Annotated in this window: 22 protein-coding genes, 2 tRNA genes and 2 riboswitches; of the genes, 5 read left to right on the forward strand and 19 right to left on the reverse strand. The window is 36.4% G+C overall.

Annotation, left to right across the window (positions count from 1 at the left end; all coding sequences use genetic code 11):
• Positions 1–55 precede the first annotated feature (55 nt).
• The 13 genes from H9655_RS20390 to H9655_RS20450 form a co-directional block, all read right to left on the reverse strand.
• Entirely contained in the window at positions 56–208 is a 153-nt protein-coding gene (locus H9655_RS20390) for a hypothetical protein (RefSeq protein ID WP_191817071.1), read from the reverse strand.
• Positions 209–942: 734 nt separating this feature from the next.
• Positions 943–1,776, reverse strand: a complete 834-nt coding sequence (locus H9655_RS20395) for a MetQ/NlpA family ABC transporter substrate-binding protein (RefSeq protein ID WP_191817072.1) — start codon at positions 1,774–1,776, stop codon at positions 943–945.
• Positions 1,777–1,788: 12 nt separating this feature from the next.
• The gene (locus H9655_RS20400) at positions 1,789–2,457 is read right to left on the reverse strand and encodes a methionine ABC transporter permease (RefSeq protein ID WP_191817073.1); all 669 of its coding nucleotides are present in this window, start codon (positions 2,455–2,457) and stop codon (positions 1,789–1,791) included.
• Positions 2,450–3,475, reverse strand: coding sequence for a methionine ABC transporter ATP-binding protein (locus tag H9655_RS20405; RefSeq protein WP_191817074.1), 1,026 nt, complete (start codon positions 3,473–3,475; stop codon positions 2,450–2,452). The genes H9655_RS20400 and H9655_RS20405 overlap by 8 nt, the downstream gene beginning before the upstream one ends.
• Positions 3,476–3,584: 109 nt before the next feature.
• Positions 3,585–3,689: riboswitch (SAM riboswitch) on the reverse strand.
• A gap of 86 nt (positions 3,690–3,775) precedes the next feature.
• On the reverse strand, positions 3,776–5,092 hold the full coding sequence (locus tag H9655_RS20410; RefSeq protein WP_191817075.1) for an O-acetylhomoserine aminocarboxypropyltransferase/cysteine synthase family protein: 1,317 nt from the start codon (positions 5,090–5,092) through the stop codon (positions 3,776–3,778).
• 79 nt (positions 5,093–5,171) lie between these two features.
• A riboswitch (SAM riboswitch) is annotated at positions 5,172–5,277 on the reverse strand.
• Between the two features lie 93 nt (positions 5,278–5,370).
• Positions 5,371–5,706, reverse strand: coding sequence for a hypothetical protein (locus H9655_RS20415; RefSeq protein ID WP_191817076.1), 336 nt, complete (start codon positions 5,704–5,706; stop codon positions 5,371–5,373).
• 261 nt (positions 5,707–5,967) lie between these two features.
• Entirely contained in the window at positions 5,968–6,291 is a 324-nt protein-coding gene (locus tag H9655_RS20420; protein WP_191817077.1) for a thioredoxin family protein, read from the reverse strand.
• A gap of 4 nt (positions 6,292–6,295) precedes the next feature.
• Positions 6,296–6,658 carry a toprim domain-containing protein gene (locus H9655_RS20425; RefSeq protein WP_191817093.1) on the reverse strand — a complete coding sequence of 121 codons (363 nt, stop codon included), beginning with the start codon at positions 6,656–6,658 and terminating at the stop codon, positions 6,296–6,298.
• A 142-nt stretch (positions 6,659–6,800) separates the two neighbouring features.
• Positions 6,801–7,184 (reverse strand): glycine cleavage system protein GcvH, encoded by a 384-nt coding sequence (gene gcvH, locus H9655_RS20430; RefSeq protein ID WP_095371986.1) that lies wholly within the window; start codon positions 7,182–7,184, stop codon positions 6,801–6,803.
• An 86-nt stretch (positions 7,185–7,270) separates the two neighbouring features.
• A complete protein-coding gene (locus H9655_RS20435; protein WP_191817078.1) occupies positions 7,271–7,627 on the reverse strand; it encodes an arsenate reductase family protein in 357 nt (118 codons plus the stop codon).
• A gap of 219 nt (positions 7,628–7,846) precedes the next feature.
• Positions 7,847–9,631: an acyl-CoA dehydrogenase family protein gene (locus H9655_RS20440; protein WP_191817079.1), complete on the reverse strand. Its 1,785-nt coding sequence runs from the start codon at positions 9,629–9,631 to the stop codon at positions 7,847–7,849.
• Between the two features lie 216 nt (positions 9,632–9,847).
• Complete coding sequence (locus H9655_RS20445; protein WP_191817080.1) at positions 9,848–11,023, reverse strand: acetyl-CoA C-acetyltransferase; 1,176 nt, start codon at positions 11,021–11,023, stop codon at positions 9,848–9,850.
• A gap of 57 nt (positions 11,024–11,080) precedes the next feature.
• The gene (locus H9655_RS20450; protein WP_191817081.1) at positions 11,081–13,465 is read right to left on the reverse strand and encodes a 3-hydroxyacyl-CoA dehydrogenase/enoyl-CoA hydratase family protein; all 2,385 of its coding nucleotides are present in this window, start codon (positions 13,463–13,465) and stop codon (positions 11,081–11,083) included.
• A gap of 220 nt (positions 13,466–13,685) precedes the next feature.
• Here H9655_RS20450 and H9655_RS20455 point away from each other — a divergent pair, with 220 nt between their 5' ends.
• A complete protein-coding gene (locus H9655_RS20455) occupies positions 13,686–13,952 on the forward strand; it encodes a hypothetical protein (RefSeq protein ID WP_191817082.1) in 267 nt (88 codons plus the stop codon).
• Positions 13,953–13,964: 12 nt separating this feature from the next.
• Complete coding sequence (locus H9655_RS20460) at positions 13,965–14,306, forward strand: spore coat protein (protein WP_191817083.1); 342 nt, start codon at positions 13,965–13,967, stop codon at positions 14,304–14,306.
• Between the two features lie 71 nt (positions 14,307–14,377).
• On the opposite strand, the gene H9655_RS20465 is transcribed toward H9655_RS20460, so the two are convergent.
• Positions 14,378–14,656 (reverse strand): DUF2573 family protein, encoded by a 279-nt coding sequence (locus H9655_RS20465; RefSeq protein ID WP_404826123.1) that lies wholly within the window; start codon positions 14,654–14,656, stop codon positions 14,378–14,380.
• Positions 14,657–14,740: 84 nt separating this feature from the next.
• On the opposite strand from H9655_RS20465, the gene H9655_RS20470 reads away from it, so the two are divergent.
• The 3 genes from H9655_RS20470 to H9655_RS20480 are packed head-to-tail and all read left to right on the forward strand — an operon-like array spanning position 14,741 to position 18,404.
• Positions 14,741–16,222, forward strand: a complete 1,482-nt coding sequence (locus H9655_RS20470; protein ID WP_191817085.1) for a spore germination protein — start codon at positions 14,741–14,743, stop codon at positions 16,220–16,222.
• Positions 16,223–16,248: 26 nt separating this feature from the next.
• Positions 16,249–17,337 carry a GerAB/ArcD/ProY family transporter gene (locus H9655_RS20475; RefSeq protein WP_191817086.1) on the forward strand — a complete coding sequence of 363 codons (1,089 nt, stop codon included), beginning with the start codon at positions 16,249–16,251 and terminating at the stop codon, positions 17,335–17,337.
• Positions 17,334–18,404, forward strand: a complete 1,071-nt coding sequence (locus H9655_RS20480) for a Ger(x)C family spore germination protein (RefSeq protein WP_191817087.1) — start codon at positions 17,334–17,336, stop codon at positions 18,402–18,404. Before H9655_RS20475 ends, H9655_RS20480 begins: the two co-directional genes overlap by 4 nt.
• A 39-nt stretch (positions 18,405–18,443) precedes the next feature.
• Here H9655_RS20480 and H9655_RS20485 read toward each other — a convergent pair whose 3' ends face one another.
• The 5 genes from H9655_RS20485 to H9655_RS20505 all read right to left on the reverse strand — a co-directional run bounded on the left by H9655_RS20485 (position 18,444) and on the right by H9655_RS20505 (position 21,929).
• Positions 18,444–19,616, reverse strand: coding sequence for an FtsW/RodA/SpoVE family cell cycle protein (locus H9655_RS20485; protein ID WP_191817088.1), 1,173 nt, complete (start codon positions 19,614–19,616; stop codon positions 18,444–18,446).
• Between the two features lie 131 nt (positions 19,617–19,747).
• A complete protein-coding gene (locus tag H9655_RS20490; protein WP_191817089.1) occupies positions 19,748–20,512 on the reverse strand; it encodes a DUF4931 domain-containing protein in 765 nt (254 codons plus the stop codon).
• A 190-nt stretch (positions 20,513–20,702) separates the two neighbouring features.
• Positions 20,703–21,461 (reverse strand): FixH family protein, encoded by a 759-nt coding sequence (locus tag H9655_RS20495; RefSeq protein WP_191817090.1) that lies wholly within the window; start codon positions 21,459–21,461, stop codon positions 20,703–20,705.
• Between the two features lie 303 nt (positions 21,462–21,764).
• A tRNA-Arg gene (locus H9655_RS20500) sits at positions 21,765–21,838 on the reverse strand.
• Positions 21,839–21,854: 16 nt separating this feature from the next.
• A tRNA-Asn gene (locus H9655_RS20505) sits at positions 21,855–21,929 on the reverse strand.

Genomic DNA, 21,929 nt, shown 5'->3' on the forward strand with positions numbered 1-21,929 from the left:
ATGTCACTTTATTATATACAAAAAGAGCCGTCTATCTGACAGCTCCTCTCTTTATTTAAGCATGTGCTTTACGTTCGATATCGGCAACAATTCTTTGACTTTTTAAGTAATCTCTTTCACGCTGTTTTTCTACGCGCATCCTTACATCCTGACTTTGGCAATACGTTTCATATCCTACTCCGTATGCTCCGTGCATGGCTTTTTCCATTTCGCTCGTGTAATTCAGCTGTAGCTGACTAATAATGAATCAATCCTTTCAAATTTTCGCCGTTTAAAGCGTTATAATGATTACAATAAAAATACTACACTATAAACGTACCCCACTCAAACACGATAAAACATGAAAATACGCTTTTTTTCTGAATTTACCGTGATTCGTTTTATCCACCTCTTTTATTCATAAATTAATGGGTCATTCCTTACAAATATTCACCTTTACTCATACACAAGTTAGAAATGACTATTTTGTCTGTGCAAAATACCTCTAATCAACAGTTCAGGCCACCTTTGTGAGATTAAGCAATATACAGAGAATTATTATCTTCTTATACGAGCTAATAGACTTTGTTCTGGTATCTCTGGTTTTTTTACTCTTGATGCACGTGCAAATCCATTTTGTCCGCTATCTTTAGGTTTTTCACTCTTGATGTACGAGCAAATCACTTTTGTTCCGCTATCTTTGGCATTTTCACTCTCGATGTACGAACAAACCCTATTTATTTAGCTATTTTTCGTAAACCTTGATGTTCGCGCAAACCCGATCATGGGGGAAAAGCTTGTAAACTTGATTATTTGTCTTAATACAAATTATCCACACTACTTGTTTCTCCAATAGCCATTAACCTTTATTTGAATCAATTGACTCAGTGCAATGTATTTTTTCCATTACCTTACTAAAAAAAAGAAGCCTACAACTATGTAGACTTCTTCGATAAATATCGATTATTCAGTTACAGGTACAACTGCACCTTCATATTGTTCTTCAATGAAACTTTGGATTTCTTCAGAGTGTAATACTTCTAGTAATGCTTTTATTTCTTCTTTGTCTTCATCCCCAGCTTTAACTGCGATAACATTCACATATGGAGAATCACTTTCTTCAAGTGCAATTGCATCTTCTACTGGATTTAAGCCAGCATCAATCGCATAGTTAGAGTTAATAAGAACGGCGTCACCTTCACCATTATTATATATTTGTGGAAGAAGTGCTGCTTCATACTCCGTATCAAACTTTATATTTTTCGTATTTTCCTCAATATCATCAATTGTCGCTGTCGTTTTATCGACATCAGCTTTTAGTGTAATCAAACCTTCCTTTTCTAACATAGTCAAAATACGACCATGGTCAGGAACAGAGCTGCTCATAATAATGGTTGCTCCTTCTGGAAGATCATCTAAGCTATCATATTCTTGTGAATAAACACCAATTGGTTCAATATGAACGCCACCAGCATTCACAAAATCATAACCGTTTTCTGCCATTTGCGATTCTAAATAAGGGATGTGTTGGAAGTAGTTCGCATCAATATCGCCACCCTCTAACGCTTGGTTCGGTACAATATAATCTTGGAACGTTGTGATATCCAACTCAATTCCTTTTTCTTCTAATAATGGTTTTGCTTCATTTAGGATTTCAGCATGCGGTACATTAGATGCCCCAATTTTTAATGTTTTTGTTCCTTCATCAGATCCTTCGTTACCTTCATCTGAAGAACCACAAGCAGCAATAAATAAAGTAACAGCCGCAATCATTAAAACAGATAACCATTTTTTCATTTTTTAGCTCTCCTATCGTTTGTCTAGTTTGGAAGTAATCAAATCACCAATCATTTGGATGATAAACACGATAATTAAAATGATAATCGTTGCAATCCATACAACGTCATATCTACTTCTTTGGAAACCTTCTAAGTAGGCAAGGTTCCCTAATCCACCTGCACCTATGACACCTGCCATCGCCGTATATCCGACTAGCGCAATCGCTGTAACAGTAATCCCCGAAACAAGCGCTGGCATAGATTCAGGAATGAGTACTTTCCATATAATCGTACTTGTTTTGGCACCCATCGATTTAGAGGCTTCAATGACTCCTTTATCAATCTCACGTAAGCCAATTTCGACCATTCTTGCATAGAAAGGTGCTGCACCAATTATGAGTGCTGGCAAGGCTGCATTTTCTCCAATCATTGTTCCTAATATCATTTTTGTGAAAGGGATGAGTAACACAATTAAGATTAAGAACGGAATGGATCGAAAGACATTGACGAATGCCGCAATGATCTTATTAACAAACTGATTTTGCCATATATTACCTTTAGAAGTTAAGAACAAGAGTAGTCCAAGAATAATTCCTAAAATAAATGTGGCTACAACAGAAATACTTGTCATATATAAAGTTTCTTTTGTTGCTTCCCACATTCTTTCCCAATCCACATTTGGTAGCCATTCATTAAGCATGGGAAATCACCTCCACGCCAACCTTCTGCGAATGAATATATTCAATCGCGCGGGTAACCTCATCCGACTCTCCATCTATATGAATAAATAAGGTACCGTAAGAGCCACTTTGTGTTTGGGATATCTTTCCTTGTAATACATTCACTGTTACATTGTAGTGGCGAATTAAGTTTGTGATTAACGGTTGTTCCGCTGATCCACCTACAAAACCAAGTTGAACAATTTGACCATTTGGATAAGCATTTAGTAAATGTGTAATCGTTTCCTTCGTTTCTTCCGGTTCGGTCACTTGTTGAACAAATCGCTTCGTAATAGGTTCTTTTGGCTTTTGGAACACATCTAGCACTTCGCCAATTTCAACAATTCTTCCACCTTCCATGACAGCCACACGGTGGCAAATCTTGCGAATGACATGCATTTCATGCGTAATTAACACAATAGTTAACCCTAAACGTTCATTAATATCAACAAGTAAGTCGAGAATACTATCAGTTGTTTGCGGATCTAGAGCACTTGTCGCCTCATCACATAACAGTACTTTAGGATTATTGGCAAGTGCTCTAGCAATGCCTACTCGCTGTTTTTGTCCACCACTTAATTGTGAAGGATAGGCATCCTCTCGACCATCTAGACCGACCAATTTAATTAGCTCATTCACTCTCTCTAGTCGCTCTTTCTTAGGTACACCAGCAATTTCTAATGGAAACGCAATGTTTTCTCTTACTGTTCGTGACCACAATAAATTAAAATGTTGAAAAATCATGCTGATTTCTTGTCTAGCCTTTCTTAAGCTAGCACCTTTTATGCGAGAAACTTCATTCCCTGCTACAGATACAACGCCTTCAGTCGGGATTTCAAGACCATTTAACATACGGATCAATGTACTTTTACCGGCACCACTGTATCCGATTACACCGAATATTTCACCCTCGTTAATTTCGAGGTTAACATTGTCTACTGCATTTACTTTCCCATTTTTCGTTGAGAAAATCTTTTTTACATCTTTAATTGAAATCATCTTTCTTCACCTCTTCAATCCAGAAAACAAACACATTGATAGCCTATCCATAGTTTTAAAAAAAGCCTTTCTGCTTGTGAGCAGAAAGGCTTGTTATGAAAATTCCTTTCTCTCATCTTTCAAAGCTACAGCTTTGAGTGAATTGGCACCATTTCAATTAAATGACGGTTGCCGGGCTTCAAAGGGCACTTCCCTCCACCTCTCTAAATAAGAGCAATCTATGAATATATTGAATTTTTTGTGTACCTGTGTAATAGTATCATGTCATTGAAGAAGATGTCAAATGTGAAATAATAGATGTTAGGCCCTTATATTTAATGAAGCAATACCCGTTGCCGCTTCAATAGCAGATTCAAGATCATCGATTAAATCTTCTACGTTCTCAATTCCAATTGATAATCGAATTAAGTCTTCAGGTACACCAGCTTGTTTTAACCCCTCTTGATTAAGTTGTTGATGTGTTGTGCTCGCTGGATGTATAATAAGACTTTTTGCATCACCTACATTCGCTACATGCGCGAAGAGCTCAACCGAATTAATAACCTTAGCACCTGCTTCTCGGCCACCCGATATGCCAAAAACGACAACTGCCCCTGCCCCTTTAGCTAAATATTTATCTGCTAATTCTTTATTAGGATGGTTTTCATCGCCCGGATAAAGTACCCAATTAACAGCAGGGTGATTATTTAAATATTGCACAATTTTCTTCGTATTCGCAATATGTTCTTTCATTCGAACGGTTAACGTTTCTAAACCTAAAGTGAATTGAAAAGCACTTTGGGCACTTAAGGCTGGTCCTAAATCTCTTAGAAGTTGCACTCTCGCTTTTGTAATATACGCGACAGGACCAAGTGCCTCACTATATACTAAATCATTATAACTCGAATCTGGCTGACTTAATCCTGGATACTTCTCTGAATTCCAATCAAATTTACCACCGTCAACAATGACTCCTCCCATTGTCGTCCCATTCCCAAGTAACCATTTCGTTGCAGAATGAACAACAATGTCTGCGCCATGCTCAATTGGTCGACACAGATAAGGAGTTGCAAATGTGTTATCAACCACTAACGGTACACCATTTTCATGGGCGATATTTGCAACAGCTTCAATATCTAGTACTTGTAAACTCGGATTACCAATGGTTTCAGCAAATACAGCTCGTGTCTTTTCATTGATTGCTGCTCGTAGTTCCTCTTCATTATTAATATCTATAAGCCTGACATAGATGCCGAACTTTGGTAAAGTGACTGTAAATAAATTATATGTACCTCCATATAAATTAGAGGCAGCTACAATTTCATCGCCCGCTTGAACAATATTAAGAAGAGCTAAGTAAATGGCTGCTTGACCACTTGCTAATGCTAATGCACCTGTTCCCCCTTCCAACAATGCTACTCTTTCTTCAAACACAGTAACCGTTGGGTTATGAATACGAGAATAAATATATCCTGTTTCTTTTAGGCCAAATAAGTCTTGTGCATGCTCTGTATTTTCGAATTGATAAGCATTATTTTGATAGATTGGCACCGCTCTTGCCCCTGTTACTGGATCAGGTTTTAGCCCACCATGCACACCAATTGTTTCAAATCGCAATTGCTTTTCTTTTTCTGCCATTTTACATCTCTCCTCTTTTTTAATTGGAAAGAAAAGACGACCAAAACCCCTCTTCACAAAGAAGAGGGGTTATCATCTCTTCTTATCTACCAGAGCTTTTATGCTCTGCTGGAATTAGCACCGTGTATTAAACAACCGGTTGCCGGGTTTCATAGGGCCAGTCCCTCCACCACTCTCGATAAGAATATTTAATTTTCTAATTATTCTAAGGATAGAATAACAACCTTTTTTTGGGAAGTCAATCTTTTTTTTAGGACATTTGATAGATATATTTATGATTATTGCTGATTTAATAAGAAAATCGCATCTAATTTCAATAATTGTCTAAAAGTAGATTTAAGAATGATATGCTTTTCATCCACTTTCTTCTTTAGACTCGTACGTCCTTGAAGCAATGGATAAAAATGATTAGCAGTAGTTTGAATGTGGATATGATAACTTTTCAATGGCCGAGTATGTTTAATTAACAGCTTTTTCCGGTCTAATGTAAAATACAATAGGTTTTGTTCTAATTCTACTCGAATTCTTATAGGTTCCTTTAACATCGTTAAAATATGATCGTTTACTCTTAAGGATTGATTGAAATGGTAAATGAGTTCCTCTATTGAAACCACCTCCTGCCACGTCTTACATTCTATTATTCTGTTCCAAAAAATGAATTCCTTCTCCTAACTGTCGACTTTAACTGACAGAACATTTCATTTCCAACAACCTTCACACCTATTTCCCGAGAAATATGTCAAAAGCTAGACCTATCGACAGAAAAGAGATATTGCCAATGGCTTCTCTGTCTAAAATGAGCAAGGTAGACTTCACGTAAAATCCCCCAACTTTAAAGCATAAAAAAACCACTTATTCCTGAACAATAAGTGGTTTTAAAATTGAGACTGTAATTCATATGATTGAATTTGCTCAAGTAAATAAGGTACGGAATGGAAAGCATATAGCTTATCAACTAACTCTCCTTTTTTAAACACAAGTAAACATGGTACACTTTCAATTTCATATTTTTCTGCTACTTGTGGCAAAAAATTCAAGTCGGCTTTACCTATGGGAAGGTTCTTCAACATTTGCTCAGTAATTGTCAACATTTTCCCAGCAACTTGACATGTCCCACACATAGGAGTAAATAAATAAAATAAGCCAGATTGCTCCTGTGCGATCAAATCATTTAAGTCATTGTTTGACCATTCAATCATGTTATCATCCTTTATCTAAATACTCGGTATATATATCTATATTTGCACTTATTAAGACTGTCGCTAAATGATGTGCGGGTGCCGCCTCGACTTCACGATACATTTTATCAATATAGATATGCTCTGCCTCTGGTAACTCTCTCTTAAATTGTTTACGGAGTTTTTCTCCTGATGCGTCAGCATCGACTAATATATAGACTTCCTTACCTATTAAGTAATCAATTAATTCATCCAACTTCGATGTGCCAATCGTCCCATTTGTACATAAGATCTCTACAGGTTCTCTGATGATCCCTTTCACTTTACGTTTGTCAGATTTACCTTCAACAATAATCACTTTGTTGCCAGATTCTACATGCATGCTCATCACCTAATATATATCGTTTATATATTTTATAATATAATGCATTCTTACATTTGAACACTTTTCAGCACTCATCATGTTTATATAAAAATTTAGAAAAAGGTCAAACCATGTAATGATTTGACCTCCTCTATTTTAACGGCAATTAATCTTCTTTTGTCATTTCTTCATATTGTTCAGCTGTCATGAGCTTGTCAATTTCACTTGCATCGGATGGCTCAACAACAATCATCCATGCTTTCTCGTAAGGAGATTCATTCACAAATTCTGGACTATCGCTAAGTTCTTCGTTAATCTCAACGATTTTACCACTAATTGGTGCATATAACTCAGAAACTGTTTTAACAGATTCTACGCTACCAAATGGTTCATCAGCAGTTACTTCATCTCCTACTTCTGGAAGCTCAACAAATACGATATCTCCAAGTTCTGATTGAGCAAAGTATGTAATACCAATACGAACTTTATCTCCTTCTGTTTTTACCCACTCGTGTTCTTCTGAATAACGTAACTCTTTAGGTGTGCTCATGTTTCATACCTCCATTAATTTAGGAAATTGTTTATTTTAATGACCGTATAAACGATCGTTTAAAACGTATAAAGCTCATCCACCATTTACAGCCAATTTTGTTCAAACTCCGGCTCTTTAAATCCAACTGTGACTTTCGTTCCGTTTGTTGTTAATGGGCGTTTAATTAACATCCCATCAGATGCTAATAAATCCAACAGTTCAGACTCTGAGGCAGTTTTCACTCGGTCTTTTAATCCTAACTCACGATACTTTTGACCGCTCGTATTGAAAAACTTTTTCAGTTCTAACCCGCTCTTTTTGTATAAATCTTCTATTTCCTTGCGGGATGGAGGATTTTCCACTATATGTATCGCTTCATAGGCTATTTCATGTTCATCTAGCCATTTTTTCGCTTTTCGGCAAGTACCACATTTAGGATACCAATAGAAAGTAAGTGCCATGTTTTTTTCACCACCTATTTTATCATACCTCTATTCATGAATACTATCGTTTCATTAGCATAACATATTTCTTTTTATTTTCATAACGATGAATTGTAATTATTATCATATTAAAAACAAAACAAAGAGGCTCAAATTCGTTCTTGAGCCTCAAGTTATAACTTCGCAAATAGTTGAAGTAAATAGGGTTACTATCCTTCATCTCATTCCAGTGAAATATTATACTACGAACCTTTCAGCTTCAATAATTTTCTCAGCCACTTGACGTTTTTTCGCAATTACATTTGTTGGGGTATGTCTCGTAAACTTCTTAAGCGCTGAAAGCATCATACGTAATGTATCTCCTTCTTCCACACCTACTAAAGTTTCTTTCGCAATTAGCTCAATTTGATTAAATGCTTCCTGACAGAAAATTTGTGTGTACAATAACTTTTGCTCAGCTTTTTCTAATCCGTCTTTTACAATGGCTTTTTCCGTACGTAGAACCGTAGATTCCATAGAATAGGCGTAAGAAACAAGATCAGCAATGTTTACAAGAACTTCTTGCTCTTTATCCAAGGCTTTTCCGTATTTTTGTGCACCTAAACCTGCTGCAAGTAATGCGATTTTCTTAGCATTCTTTACAAGATATTTTTCTTGCTCTAATGCTTCAGTCCCCGGCTCTTCTGGCATCATCATCATCAATTCCTCTTGAAGTGCCATTGCTTTTTCGAATAAAGGCAGTTCACCTTTCATTGCTTTTCTAACATACGTTCCTGGTACTAAAAGACGGTTGATTTCGTTTGTTCCTTCAAAGATCCGGTTGATTCTAGAATCACGGTAAGCTCTTTCCACTTCGTATTCTGCCATAAAGCCATAACCACCATGTAATTGAACCGCCTCATCCACTACATAATCTAGAACTTCTGTAGAGAAGAACTTATTTAGTGAGCATTCTATTGCATATTCAGCTATAGACTTCGCTACTTCTTTACCGTCTTTGACTTCTTCATCACTCAGTTGACTCATTCTGTCATCAAATAGACCCACTGTACGGTAGACAGAGCTTTCAGCTGCATAAATTTTACTTGCCATTGTTCCGAATTTTTCCTTCGTTAAATTAAAGGCAGAAATAGGCGTACTGAATTGTTGACGTTGGTTAGCATAAGTGACCCCTAATTTAAAGGCATGCTTAGAACCCCCTACTGCACCTACACCAAGTTTGTAACGACCAATATTTAAAATGTTAAAGGCAATGACATGACCACGGCCAATTTCACCTAATACATTTTCAACTGGTACTTGTGCATCTTCTAAAATAAGTGTTCTTGTCGACGAGCTCTTAATACCCATTTTCTTTTCTTCAGCACCTGTTGATACGCCCGGATATTCTCTCTCAACAATAAATGCTGTGAATTGGTCACCGTTTATTTTGGCATAAACAACGAACACATCGGCAAACCCAGCATTCGTAATCCATTGTTTTTCCCCATTTAATACATAATGTGTGCCTTCTGCGTTTAATTTAGCGGTTGTTTTTGCTCCTAATGCATCAGATCCTGAACTTGGTTCTGTTAGTGCATAGGCAGCTAATTTTTCACCTGTCGCCAGCACAGGTAAGTATTTTTGCTTTTGCTCTTCATTTCCAAACAATACAATTGGAAGAGAACCAATACCCACATGGGCACCGTGTGAGATAGAGAAACCACCAACACGTGACATTTTTTCAGCGATAAGGGCTGAACTTACCTTATCTAAGCCAAGTCCACCGTATTCTTCTGGCACATCTGTACCAAGTAAGCCTAAGTCACCAGCTTTTTTCAATAGTTTTACAGAGCGATCGAATTCATGTTGTTCTAAATAATCCACTTGTGGTACCACTTCGTTTGTCACATAATCTTCTGTCGTTTTCGCAATCATGATTTGCTCTTCGCTAAAATCCTCTGGTGTGTACATATTTTCATAAGAAATATCTTCAATTAAAAAGCTTCCACCTTTAATAAATTTTTCAGTTTGTTTTGACATGTTCTTCATCCTCCATCTTCATTCTTTTTGCAGTTTCGTTAACTTTGTTATTTACAAATTTCTATTTCGCTTCATTGCTCCTTAGACACTCGTTTTCTGCAGGCTGACTCAAAACTTCTTTGATCTATTTCCTGTAGGAGTCAAGTGTCTTCCGCTCTATCACACGATTAGTTTTAAAAAGTAGTCAAAAGTTCAATCGTTACGAACATAGTGTTTTTAAAGAAGTTCAAACACACCTGCGGCACCCATTCCGCCACCAATGCACATCGTTACCACACCAAATTGCTCGTTTCTACGCTTCATTTCATGAATTAATGATAGTGTTAGCTTAGCACCTGTACACCCAAGTGGATGTCCTAAAGCGATAGCTCCTCCGTTAACATTCACTTTCTCTTCATCCAACCCTAACTCTCTAATTACTTGAATGGATTGAGAAGCAAAGGCTTCATTTAGTTCGAATAATCCGACATCTGATAGTTCTAACCCAGCTAGTTTTAAAGCTTTTGGAATCGCTACAATCGGTCCAATCCCCATAATCTCTGGCGGTACGCCACCGACAGCAAAGGAACGGAACTTCACTAAGGACTGCAGTCCTTGGGCATCTGCTTTCTCTCTGTCCATAATCATTACAGCTGCTGCACCATCACTTGTTTGTGATGAATTTCCCGCTGTAACTGAGCCTTTCACATTAAATGCTGGTCTCAGTTTCCCTAAAGTGGCAACTGTTGAATCGCTCCGTACACCCTCATCTTGTGAAAACTGAAAGGAGCGTTCTTTCACTTTATTATCCGCTGCAATTTGACGGAGTGTTACATCAACCGGAGTAATCTCATCAGCAAATTTACCTTCACTTATTGCTTTCGCTGCTTTTTGATGACTACGAACAGCGAAGGCATCTTGCTCTTCTCTTGAAATGCCGTATTTTCCAGCAACTTGCTCAGCTGTATGCCCCATACTCATATAATATTCAGGAGCTGTCTCGGCTAAAGTTAAATTAGGACGGACAACATGACCCATCATTGGTACAAGACTCATTGATTCTGCTCCACCGGCAATCACTGTATCAGCGTGACCAAGCATGATTTTTTCCGCGCCATACGCGATAGACTGCAACCCTGATGAGCAATAGCGATTGACGGTGATTGCTGGTACCGAGTCTGGAAGCCCAGCTAATGCACCAATATTTCTAGCCATATTCAAACCTTGCTCTGCTTCTGGCATGGCACATCCGATAATTAAATCATCAATATTGCCTTCATAATTTCCAGCTCGTTTCAATGTTTCTTTTACAACAAGTGCACCTAAGTCATCCGGGCGAACAGTGGCAAGTGAGCCTTTTTTTGCTTTACCGACAGGTGTTCTAGCACCTGCAACAATAACCGCTTCTTTCATTGCTTTTTCCCTCTCCTTCTACTCTTTGTATCTCTTATTCTTTCTAGCAATCTATGTTTAGTTACGGAGTGGTTTACCCTTTAAGAGCATATGTTGCATCCGTTGTTGAGATTTTGGCTCTGCAATAAGTTTTAGAAATGCTTCTCTTTCAAGGTCTAACATATATTGTTCATCCACTTCTGTACCAAAAGGCACCTTACCGCCAGCAATTACATACGCCAGTGCTTTGGCAATTTTTAAATCATGTTCAGAAATATAACCAGATAAATGCATAGAATTAGCACCTAAAAGTAATGCAGCATACCCTGTTTCACCTACAACTGGGAATTTCGCTTTTGCTGGTGGAACGTAGCCTGCAGCTGCCAATGCTAATACTGCTTGTTTGGCATCATAAATGAGATGATCTCCATTCACACTAATTGCATCCGAAGCATTCAAGAAATTATTTTCTCTAGCCTCTTCTCCTGAAGAAGATACCTTTGCCATCGCAATTGTTTCAAAGACTTTATTTGCTACGCTTTGTAGATCAAACTGAACTCCTTTAGGCATGCTTGCTAAATGCTTCAAATATAGTGACTTGTTACCTGCACCGCCAGGAATTAAGCCAACTCCTGCTTCCACCAAGCCCATGTAAGTTTCACTAGATGCTTGAATATGCGCCGCACTTAAAGCTACTTCCGCACCCCCACCAAGTGTCATACCGAATGGTGCCACGACGACTGGTTTTGCACTATACTTGATTTTCGTCATTGCGTTTTGGAAATGCTTAATGACCATATCTAATTCGAAGTAATTATCATCTTGAGCTTCCATTAACATCATTCCGATATTGGCACCGACACAGAAGTTCTTCCCTTGATTGGAGATAACAAGACCTTTATAATTTTTCTCTACCTCATCAATAGCAAAATTTATCATTTGAATAATGTCTAAACCAATCGCATTACTCTTTGAATGAAATTCTAAGATAGCGACGCCATCGCCTAAATCGATTAAGCTTGCTCCAGTATTTTTCTTAATGACACCTTGCTTTTCTTTTAATTGCTTTAAGTTTATTACTTTTGGGTTCAATTTAATCGGCTGATACTCTCCATTCTCATACACAAAAGTTGTCGCGTTCTCTTCCTTATAAAACTGTGTATGTCCATCAGCGATCATTTTTTCGACCCAGTGTGGAATGTCTATCCCTTCCGCTTTCATTTTGTTTACTGACTGTTCCAAGCCAATGGCATCCCATGTTTCAAATGGGCCCATATTCCAACCAAAACCCCATTTCATTGCATCATCAATGGATTGAATATCATCGGCAATTTCCCCTAGGAGTTGGGCAGAATAAATTAATGTTGGTGATAACACCTTCCACAATAATTCTCCAGCAGGGTCATCTGCGTATACAAGCGCTTTCATTTTGTTTGCTGTCCCTTTTTGTTGTTTAGCTATTTCTACCGCTGCCGTTTTCAACTTTTTACGAGGACCGTATTCCAATGTATTAGGATTTAATTCTAAAATTTCTTTCCCTTGTTTTAAGAAAAATCCTTGGCCTGTCTTACTGCCTAACCAGCCTTTGTCTAACATCTTATTCATAAAATCTGGTACATCGAATACTTGTTTTTCTTCGCCATCTACTTGGTCATAGACATTTTTCGCAACATGGGCAAACGTATCTAAACCGACAACGTCTAGTGTACGGAAAGTCGCACTTTTCGGTCTACCAATGAGTGGTCCCGTAATTGAATCAACTTCCCCAACAGTAAACCCGCCCTTTAACATTTCTTGTACGGTTACAAGGAGACCGTATGTGCCGATTCTATTGGCAATAAAGTTCGGCGTATCCTTTGCTATAACCACACCTTTTCCTAAAACATCCTCACCAAAAGTTTGCATAAAGGAAAGGACTTCAGGCGATGTTTCCTTAGTTGGGATGACTTCCAATAGTTTTAAATAACGCGGCGGATTGAAGAAATGAGTGCCTAGGAAATGCTTTTTAAAGTCTTCTGAACGTCCTTCAGCCATTGCTTCGATAGAAATACCAGATGTATTAGAACTGACAATTGTCCCAGGGCGACGATATTTGTCAACTTGGGCAAATACATCTTTTTTCACGCTGAGATTTTCTACAACAACCTCAATGATCCAATCAACTTCTTTCAAGCGCTCCATATCATCCTCGAAGTTACCCGCCTCAATAAGATGGATATTTTTCTTTGCTGTTAACGGTGCAGGTTTTTGCTTTAATAGTTTTTGCTTACCACTTTCAGCAATTTTATTTTTGAACTTTTTATCCTTAAGGGTGATCCCCTTTACTACTTCTTCTTTACTTAATTCGCGAGGAACAATATCTAATAAAAGTGTTGGTATACCAATATTCGCTAAATGTGCGGCTATTCCAGAACCCATAACACCTGAGCCTAAAACAGCAGCCTTTCTAATCTGTTTGGTCAACTGTTCTTCCTCCTTCGATTTTGAATGAATGCTCATTCATTTTTTCTGTAAAAAATTTTGGAAATTCCTTTGATACTTATAATAATAAAATATTTGCAAAATTTAATCAATCATTTTCCTTACAGATTTTCATTTCTTTTTCTCTTTTTTCTTTCTGCATAAATTTTTCAGCAATTGACAAACTATTTTTGAAGAGAATCATCAAAATGGAGGTATTGGGATGCAACAACAAAATACAAACTTTTCGAATCAACAAGGAATTATGCAACAACCCCCAGTTATGGTTTCGACAAAAGATGCACTTTACTTTAATGATATGCTTTCTTGGAATTTATTAGCGATGAAAAAAGCTCATTTTTACGCCGAACATTGTCAAGATCCTGCTTTAAAAACTGCTTTCGAACAATGTGGACAAATGCATCAACGTCATTATGAGCAAGTTTTGAAACATCTTAATACGACACAACCGTTTAATAATATGCAATAAGGAGGAGACTCAATGACTAATTCAAAAAAAGTACAAAATCCTGAAAAACAAATAGCTAAAACATCTCAAATGAATGATCGTGATTTTACAAACGACCTACTAGCAATGGAAAAGTACATGAGTGATTCTTATAGCATTTATTTAAATGAAGCTAGTAATCAAACGCTGTATGGAGATTTTATGCGTATATTTACTGAAACGAAGAATGAACAACGTCATCTATATAACCTTATGTTTGAAAGAGGTTGGTACAGTCTTGATGCAGCAGATCAACAAAGTCTGCAACAATCTTACCAACAATTCCAGGGATACTCTACACAATTTCCCTATGGAACAAACGGTAACATTCAATAGTTAGGATAAAGAAGTGATAAAACAAGAACAGATGTTGACAAGCAATCATCATCTGTTCTTGTTATCTCTATTTATTCATCAGTTTTTTGTTGAAGCCGCTGTTTTTCATTTAATTCTTTTATCTTTTTAATCATTTCCATCATTTCTTGCTTCCCATCAGGGTACAATTGATTCCAATGCTTCACTAAAGGTGGCATCTGTTTAGCGATAAATGAGTAAATTATCCATGATTTTACTTCTCTTTGCAATGTTTCATCACTTTCTCCTACTAACAATTCCGTATATTTTTCTACTAGTGCCTCTATCTTTTGCTCCATATCGTAAGCCAACTTATATCTCTCCTTTACCATTTTTAATCCTCATTCATAATGACAACAAATTTGGTAACAATATTCAGTAGATGCATTTAATACTTCTGATTGACGGTGATACCTTTGAGCATATGGGATAAGTTTAAAAAAATCAAAGATGATGGTTGGAAATCTTTATTAAAGCAGTCAACTGATTTTCAATCTACCTATTATTTTAATGAAAAAACGAATGAACGATTTGGTTTTCATTTTTATGCGACTTTAGTAGATGAACAAATTATCCAGGAAAGTGCTTTACCGGCGCTTTTAACCAAAAAATTTGAATCACTGGATGATTTGCACAAAATTGTTCCCATAGCAGACATTCATATTTTAAAAAACCCAAAGGATATAGAACAAAAGCTATTGAATGGATATGTACTTGTCACACTAGATTCTGATAAAAATCGTTTTGGGTTTATTGCCGCTCAAAAAGAAATTGTCCGTTCTCTCAGTCAACCTGAAATTGAGTTTTCTGTAATCGGACCGAAGGAAGCGTTTGTTGAGGCTATCGGTCAAAATTTAAACTTGATTAGAAAAAGATTACCTATTAAAGAATTAATTTCGCAAGAGTATACTGTTGGAAAACTTTCGAAAACAAAAGTAGCTGTCTTACATATAGAAGGAATTACGAATAAAGACAATGTCGATACTGTGAAACAACGTATACGAAATATTGAGATAGACACGATTTCCGATAGTTCTAATATTGTTGAATTATTAAGTGATAATTCCAATTCACTATTTCCACAATTGCTTGACACCGAGAGACCCGATCGTGTAGCAGCTATTCTTGCTGAAGGAAAAATCGCCATCATTGTGGATGGATCACCACATGTGTTAATAGCGCCCACAACGTTAATTGAATTTTTTAGCGCTTTCGAAGATTATTTTCTCAATTGGATTGTCGCTACATTTTTTCGTTTAGTGCGATTTTTTGCTGTTGTCTTTTCAGTTCTGGTTACACCGGTTTACGTTGCAGCTATGACTTATCAATATGAGCTCATTCCGCCAGACTTATTAGGGATATTGGTCACTTCAAGAAGAACCATTCCGCTCCCACCCATTCTCGAAGCATTATTTCTTGAGCTAACTATTGAATTATTGCGCGAAGCCGGAGCACGCCTCCCTACAAAAGTCGGGCAAACAATTGGTATCGTAGGCGGTATTGTTATTGGTACAGCATCTGTTGAAGCCGGTCTTACGAGTAACGTACTATTAATCTTTGTTGCATTAGGCGCATTAGGCTCCTTTACAACACCTGTTTATAAAATGGGTAATACAATCAGGGTTCTACGCTTTCCCTTTCTTCTTTTTGCACAATTTTGGGGTGTGTTAGGGATCGTTTTTTGTTTCTGTATTCTCATTGCCCACTTATTACGTCTGACTTCACTAGGAAGACCTTTTTTGGCGCCGATATATCCACTTAGATTAGCTGATATGAAAGATACACTTATTCGCACACCATTACAAAAAATGTCCAAGCGTCCACAAGTCTTAAGAACGCAAAAACCAAAACGATTTAATAAGAAGAAAGCAGAAACCCCAAAAGACATTGATGAATAATCCCAGCCTTAGTAGAGGTGATTAATATGCAAAGCCAAACGATTCCCAATAACTTAAAAATATCTCCCTATCTCGTTTTTTATGTGATTATCTCTATGCAAATTGGCATTGGCGTTCTAGGATACCAAAGAATTATTGCCGACTATGCTGGACATGATGCATGGATTTCCATTCTCATTCTTGGTAGTTATATTCATCTTGTATTATGGATGATGTACAAATTATGTGAAATGGTTAATGGAGATATTATTACCGTTCATGAGTTTCTTTTTGGCCGATTCATTAGTAAGGTGGTAAGCTTCGCCTTTATTTTATTTTATATCATTTATCTTCTATCCTTTATATTGAATTTTATTGAAGTTATTCAAATATGGATGTTTCCAGATATAAATAATTTTGTCTTTTCATTGTTTTTCTTACTTTTATCCATATATATTGTATACGGTGGTCTTAGGACAGTTGTGGGTATTTGTTTTTTTGGAACTATATTACCAGTCTATTTAATATTTACATTCACCTTTACTCTAAAGTACGCCGACTTCACCCACTTATTACCGATTTGGGAACATAATATTACTGAGTTACTACAAGCTTCCTATCATATGTCCCTCACTTCTGTTGGATTTGAAGCTATTTTATTCATCTATCCATTTATTAACAAACCAGAGAAGTCGAAAAAATGGGCACATATCGGAGTCGCCACCACAACAATTTTTTATACGGTATTAGCGATTATTGCTTTTTCCTATTTCTCAAAAAAGCAATTAGAAAATACAATTTGGGCTACACTTTCTATGTGGCAAATGGTGCAATTTCCATTTGTTGAACGCTTCGAGTATATTGGGGTCGCCAATTGGTGTTTGATATTATTACCGAATATATGTCTCTCTCTTTGGGTCGCTTCTAGGTTACTAAAAAGAGCCACTAAACTAAAGCAAAGAAAAGGTGCCATACTGATTTCAACCATCGCTGTTATTATTGTTACTCTTTTTGAGAAAGGCGTAGACATTGAAAGTTTTAATAACATTGTTGAACAGATGACTGTTGCTTTTGTATTCGTTTATATTCCCTTATTGTACTGTTTATCCCTCATTATAAAGAAGGTGAAAACATGAGAAAATGGATTTGTATCATTTGCTGCCTGTTCATACTATCTGGGTGTGTAGAAAAAAGGATTATAGATGAACTTAATATTGCGGTCGCAACTGGCTTTGATCCTGATACGAGTGATGAGCATTTGTTAAAGACAACTTTTCTTATGCAAATATTTAATAAAGAAATGAGTGTAGAGAACAAAACTGTCACAACAAGCGGCGACCTCAGGAGAGAGACATTGTATAAAGCAAACCGGCAATCACCCTCGCCTATTGTGGTCGGAGGTTTAAGGCTTACTTTATATAATATTGCCATTGCCGAACGTGGATTAACTCCTTATGTAGATGCTTATCAGCGAGATGCATCCATTGGAAAACGAATCTACTTCGCAACCACAGATAGTAGTACAGAAGAAATATTAAAAGGAGAATACGGCCCCCAAGGGAATGGAACCTTTATATCAGACTTAATTGATCATAATATTGAATATGGTGATTTACCTAAAACGAACTTAACCTTATTTATGAGAGATTTTTATCAAGAAGGGAAGGATGTTTTTTTACCACACATCAAAAAAATAAATGAGCAGGAAATTGAACTAGACGGGATATCTTTATTTAAAGATCATGCTTCATATAAAATTCTTCCAAGTGATAAATTATTTTATTTTAAATTACTAGTTGACCGTTATAGTAAAGGCGATTTCGCTATCGACTTGCCGGATGGTGAAAAATTAGCTATTAAAAGTATACATTCCAGTCATAAATATAAATTAGACACCAATAATCCAACAAACATCACCATTAAAATCAAAGTCCAAGGGAATATAAAGGAATATTCCGGAAATAATTTGAATGATGATAAAATAAAAGAAATAACGAAATTTATCGATAAGAAAATAAAAAATGAATGTACAGCGCTTATTCAGTCTTTTCAAGAAGATAATGTCGATCCAATCGGAATAGGGAAGGAATATAGCACAAAAATCAGGAATTTTGATTATGAAGAATGGAAAAAGGGATATCCCGACTTAAACATTAAAGTTGATACGAAGGTAGTTATATTGGATATTGGTACATCTATCTAAATAGCATTAACCCGAGAATAAAGATTCTCGGGTTTTTTCTTACGATGATCTGGAAAACATGTATCGTTTACTATGAAAACCAATTGAAAAAATCAGCCCCATGGCCAGCATATTGCCCATGAGCGAGCTTCCTCCATAACTTATGAATGGTAGTGGAATCCCAGTAATCGGTAAAACACCAATTGTCATTCCGATATTTTGAAAGACATGAAAGGTAATTAAACTAATTACCCCTACACAAACATAGGTATAGAATGGCGTTCTCGTACTAATGCCTACTTTAGTCAAATGATAAATTAATAAGAAAAATAAACTCACTACCACACTTGCCCCAACAAAACCGAACTCTTCTCCTATAATACTAAAGATAAAATCAGTGTGACTCTCTGGTAAGTAAACTTCTCTTGTGCCATATCCCTTTCCTGTTGTCTCTCCAGAACCAATTGCAAGTAAGGAACGCGTTAATTGAAATCCTGTAGAACTTTGATAATTATAAGGATCGATCCAAGAATAAATTCGCCCTAATTGGTATTCCTTCACGCCCAAATATTTTTCCAACAACTCTGGGTGCCACAATACAAAATAAAAAATAGAAACAACTAGCGTAACACCTACACTTACAATAGGTGCGAGTATTTTCCATGTAATACCTGAAATGAAAACCATTCCGAGCATTATGGCTAAAATTACTAAGGAAGTGCCTAAATCCGGTTGTTGCATGATGAGTAATAAAGGGAATCCCGTAACAACTAGCATTTTAAATAATAGGAAAAAATCTGTTTTTACTGTTTTTAATTGTGTCTTTTGATGATGATCATCGATGACCCTGGCTAGAGCGAGTATAAGAAAAACCTTAACTAACTCAGCTGGCTGTATTTGCCCAAGACCAGGCAGTCGTATCCATGATTTAGCGCCATTAATTACCGGAGCAATACTCTCAGGTGCGACAACAAGAAATCCAAGTAGCAATAGTCCAAAACCGTAAGCATACCAAGAGATTTTCTTTAATTGCTCAGCATCTAATGTTATGACCGCTAGTATAATCCCTATACCCACTACATACCATACAATTTGCTTAAGTAAAAAATTTTCACCGTATTGTTCAGTTGTTTGTGCACTATATATGGAAATACAGCTAACTAAAAACAATAAAAATAAAATAAGAACTAAAGTATAATCAATTCTCGATGTTGTCGTTCGTTTAGAAGTCATTAATCAATCTCCTTATGAAACAAAGGCTCTTCATTAAAAATAATCTGTGTACAATACTTCATTATATTTTTTTTAGATAAAAATCACAACTGCTACGTATATTTCTTTTTTGTAACAGAGTAATCATTCACCTATAATTGTACATATTTACTTTGAATATCTTTTACCATCCACATAATATTATTAGGTACTTGCGGCAAGAAAAATCCGATAAAAAGCGGACTTGTTACGTATCGAGGGACAATCTTTGCATATATCTCATTCTCAAAATGGTAAAAAAATAGATTATAACTGTTACATGTAAATGGAAAATCTCTCAGAATATATTTCGTTGCCATTTGAATATATTTAGCAAACGCTGCTATATCCCTTTTCTCACCTAATTTAACATTAAATTCATAAAAGCCAATACGTGGTTTATTCGATAGAGAAAATTCAGTATCACCATGTTGATCAATTAATTCTCCTACAAAATCGTCAACCTGAACTTTATGTTGATACACAATATCATATAAGCCAACAATTTGCATATGAGGATGAGCAATGCTTCCACCTGAATGAGGTCCATGATTCTTGAAAAAAATCACAGATTTATATTTATCACTTTTCTCCATACTTAACCATTTGTCTAAACCAAATGTAATCAAGCTGACTAAATGCTTGTCATCATATTGTGAAAGTTCCGAGTTACACTTATCTGTCTCGATTAAGACCGTTTGATGAGCATTTTCTAAAACGGGATATTTATTCTCCAACCAAATGATTGGACCTTCCTCCGCAATAATATTCGTCAATTGCTCTCTCTGACAGAATGGACACACTTGTTCTTTATTCCTTATACTATTAGGTTTCTGTTTACCAATGCTTGTATTAAAAAATAAATGAGTATTTGTCATTAGCTATTCTCTCCTGATTTCAATTACTTACTTCTATTATAAAGGGCTTCTTCTTTATAGTGTGAAAGTTTGATTATGATTAGTATAAAATTCATCAATATTAAAGGCAACTTCACTTGCTTAACAAGAAAACTACCTATTAAATAAGCTAAAAAAGATATCTGCATATGCAAATATCTTTCTTTTACCGTTAATTTACTATGACCTCAAACTCACTATGTTCATGTAAACCTTCATCGTTTTCAACATGAACGACAATCTTGTATGTTCCATTATCAGTAAATGCATAGGTTGCTGTATACATCCCACTAGTTTGCTCTGCTGCATCTACCCAAGCCACCTGATGTTCATCAATTGTTTGAACGATTTCTAACCTCACATTTGCCTCTTCAAGTCCATGTTCTTCTTTAGTTATATGAATATCAAATGGCGTTTCCTCATTCGTCTTAATATCAGCAGTAGGACTTATATGTATCGCTACATTTCCATCATGCTCATGTGCGCTGTGGCCTTGATTTTCTTCTTCGTTATCTATTATAGCACTACCTACCGCCACTTTAACCTTAGGCATCGTGTGCATACTTCTTGCTGTGACATGTGACTGAATATGATAGATAGCATCTTTTTCAAATGTATAAGATGCCACATACTTTCCATCATTCTCGTGATCAGCTTCTATTAATTCACTATTATCCTTTTTCCCATCTTCCCACACTTCAAATTTCACTTCATCTGCATCTTCCACAGACTCGTCTCCCTGAGTAACGCTCACTTCCAAACGCACTTCTTCGTTCCTTGTAATCTGACTTGGTATTGAGATACTGGCATCGATTGCAGCAGGAACTGATCCTTCGCTACCACTAGAATCTGCATCATTCCCCGCACTTCCACAAGCAGCTAGAAAAGTAATCATGATTACAGAAAACATTGTTGATATCCACTTCTTCATAAAAAGCCCCTCTTTCTTAAACTTCTAATCCTTCTTATTTTATTTTACTAATAATATGTGTTAGAAAAGTGAAATAATTTGTTAATAATAAAAATAAGTAAAGTGAAGAAATAATAGGTATAAGAAAAGATTCATTTGGAGAAACTTTTATTACAAGTGTAAATCCCCCTTTTTAGCTTCCATTTATGGAAGCTTTTTTTATGGACTATTCAATATAGCTTTAACTAGATGCTAGAAGCTGGTTTTAAAACTTAATCATACAAAAAAAGCTCATAAATCTTATAAAAGATTTATGAGCTTTGACGCGCCTTAGAGGATTCGAACCTCTGACCCACAGCTTAGAAGGCTGTTGCTCTATCCAGCTGAGCTAAAGGCGCAAACTAAAAATATGTATGGCTCCGCAGGTAGGATTCGAACCTACGACCGTTCGGTTAACAGCCGAATGCTCTACCACTGAGCTACTGCGGA

It is taken from the genome of Cytobacillus stercorigallinarum (genome assembly GCF_014836495.1).
GTDB classification, from domain to species: domain Bacteria; phylum Bacillota; class Bacilli; order Bacillales; family Cytobacillaceae; genus Cytobacillus; species Cytobacillus stercorigallinarum.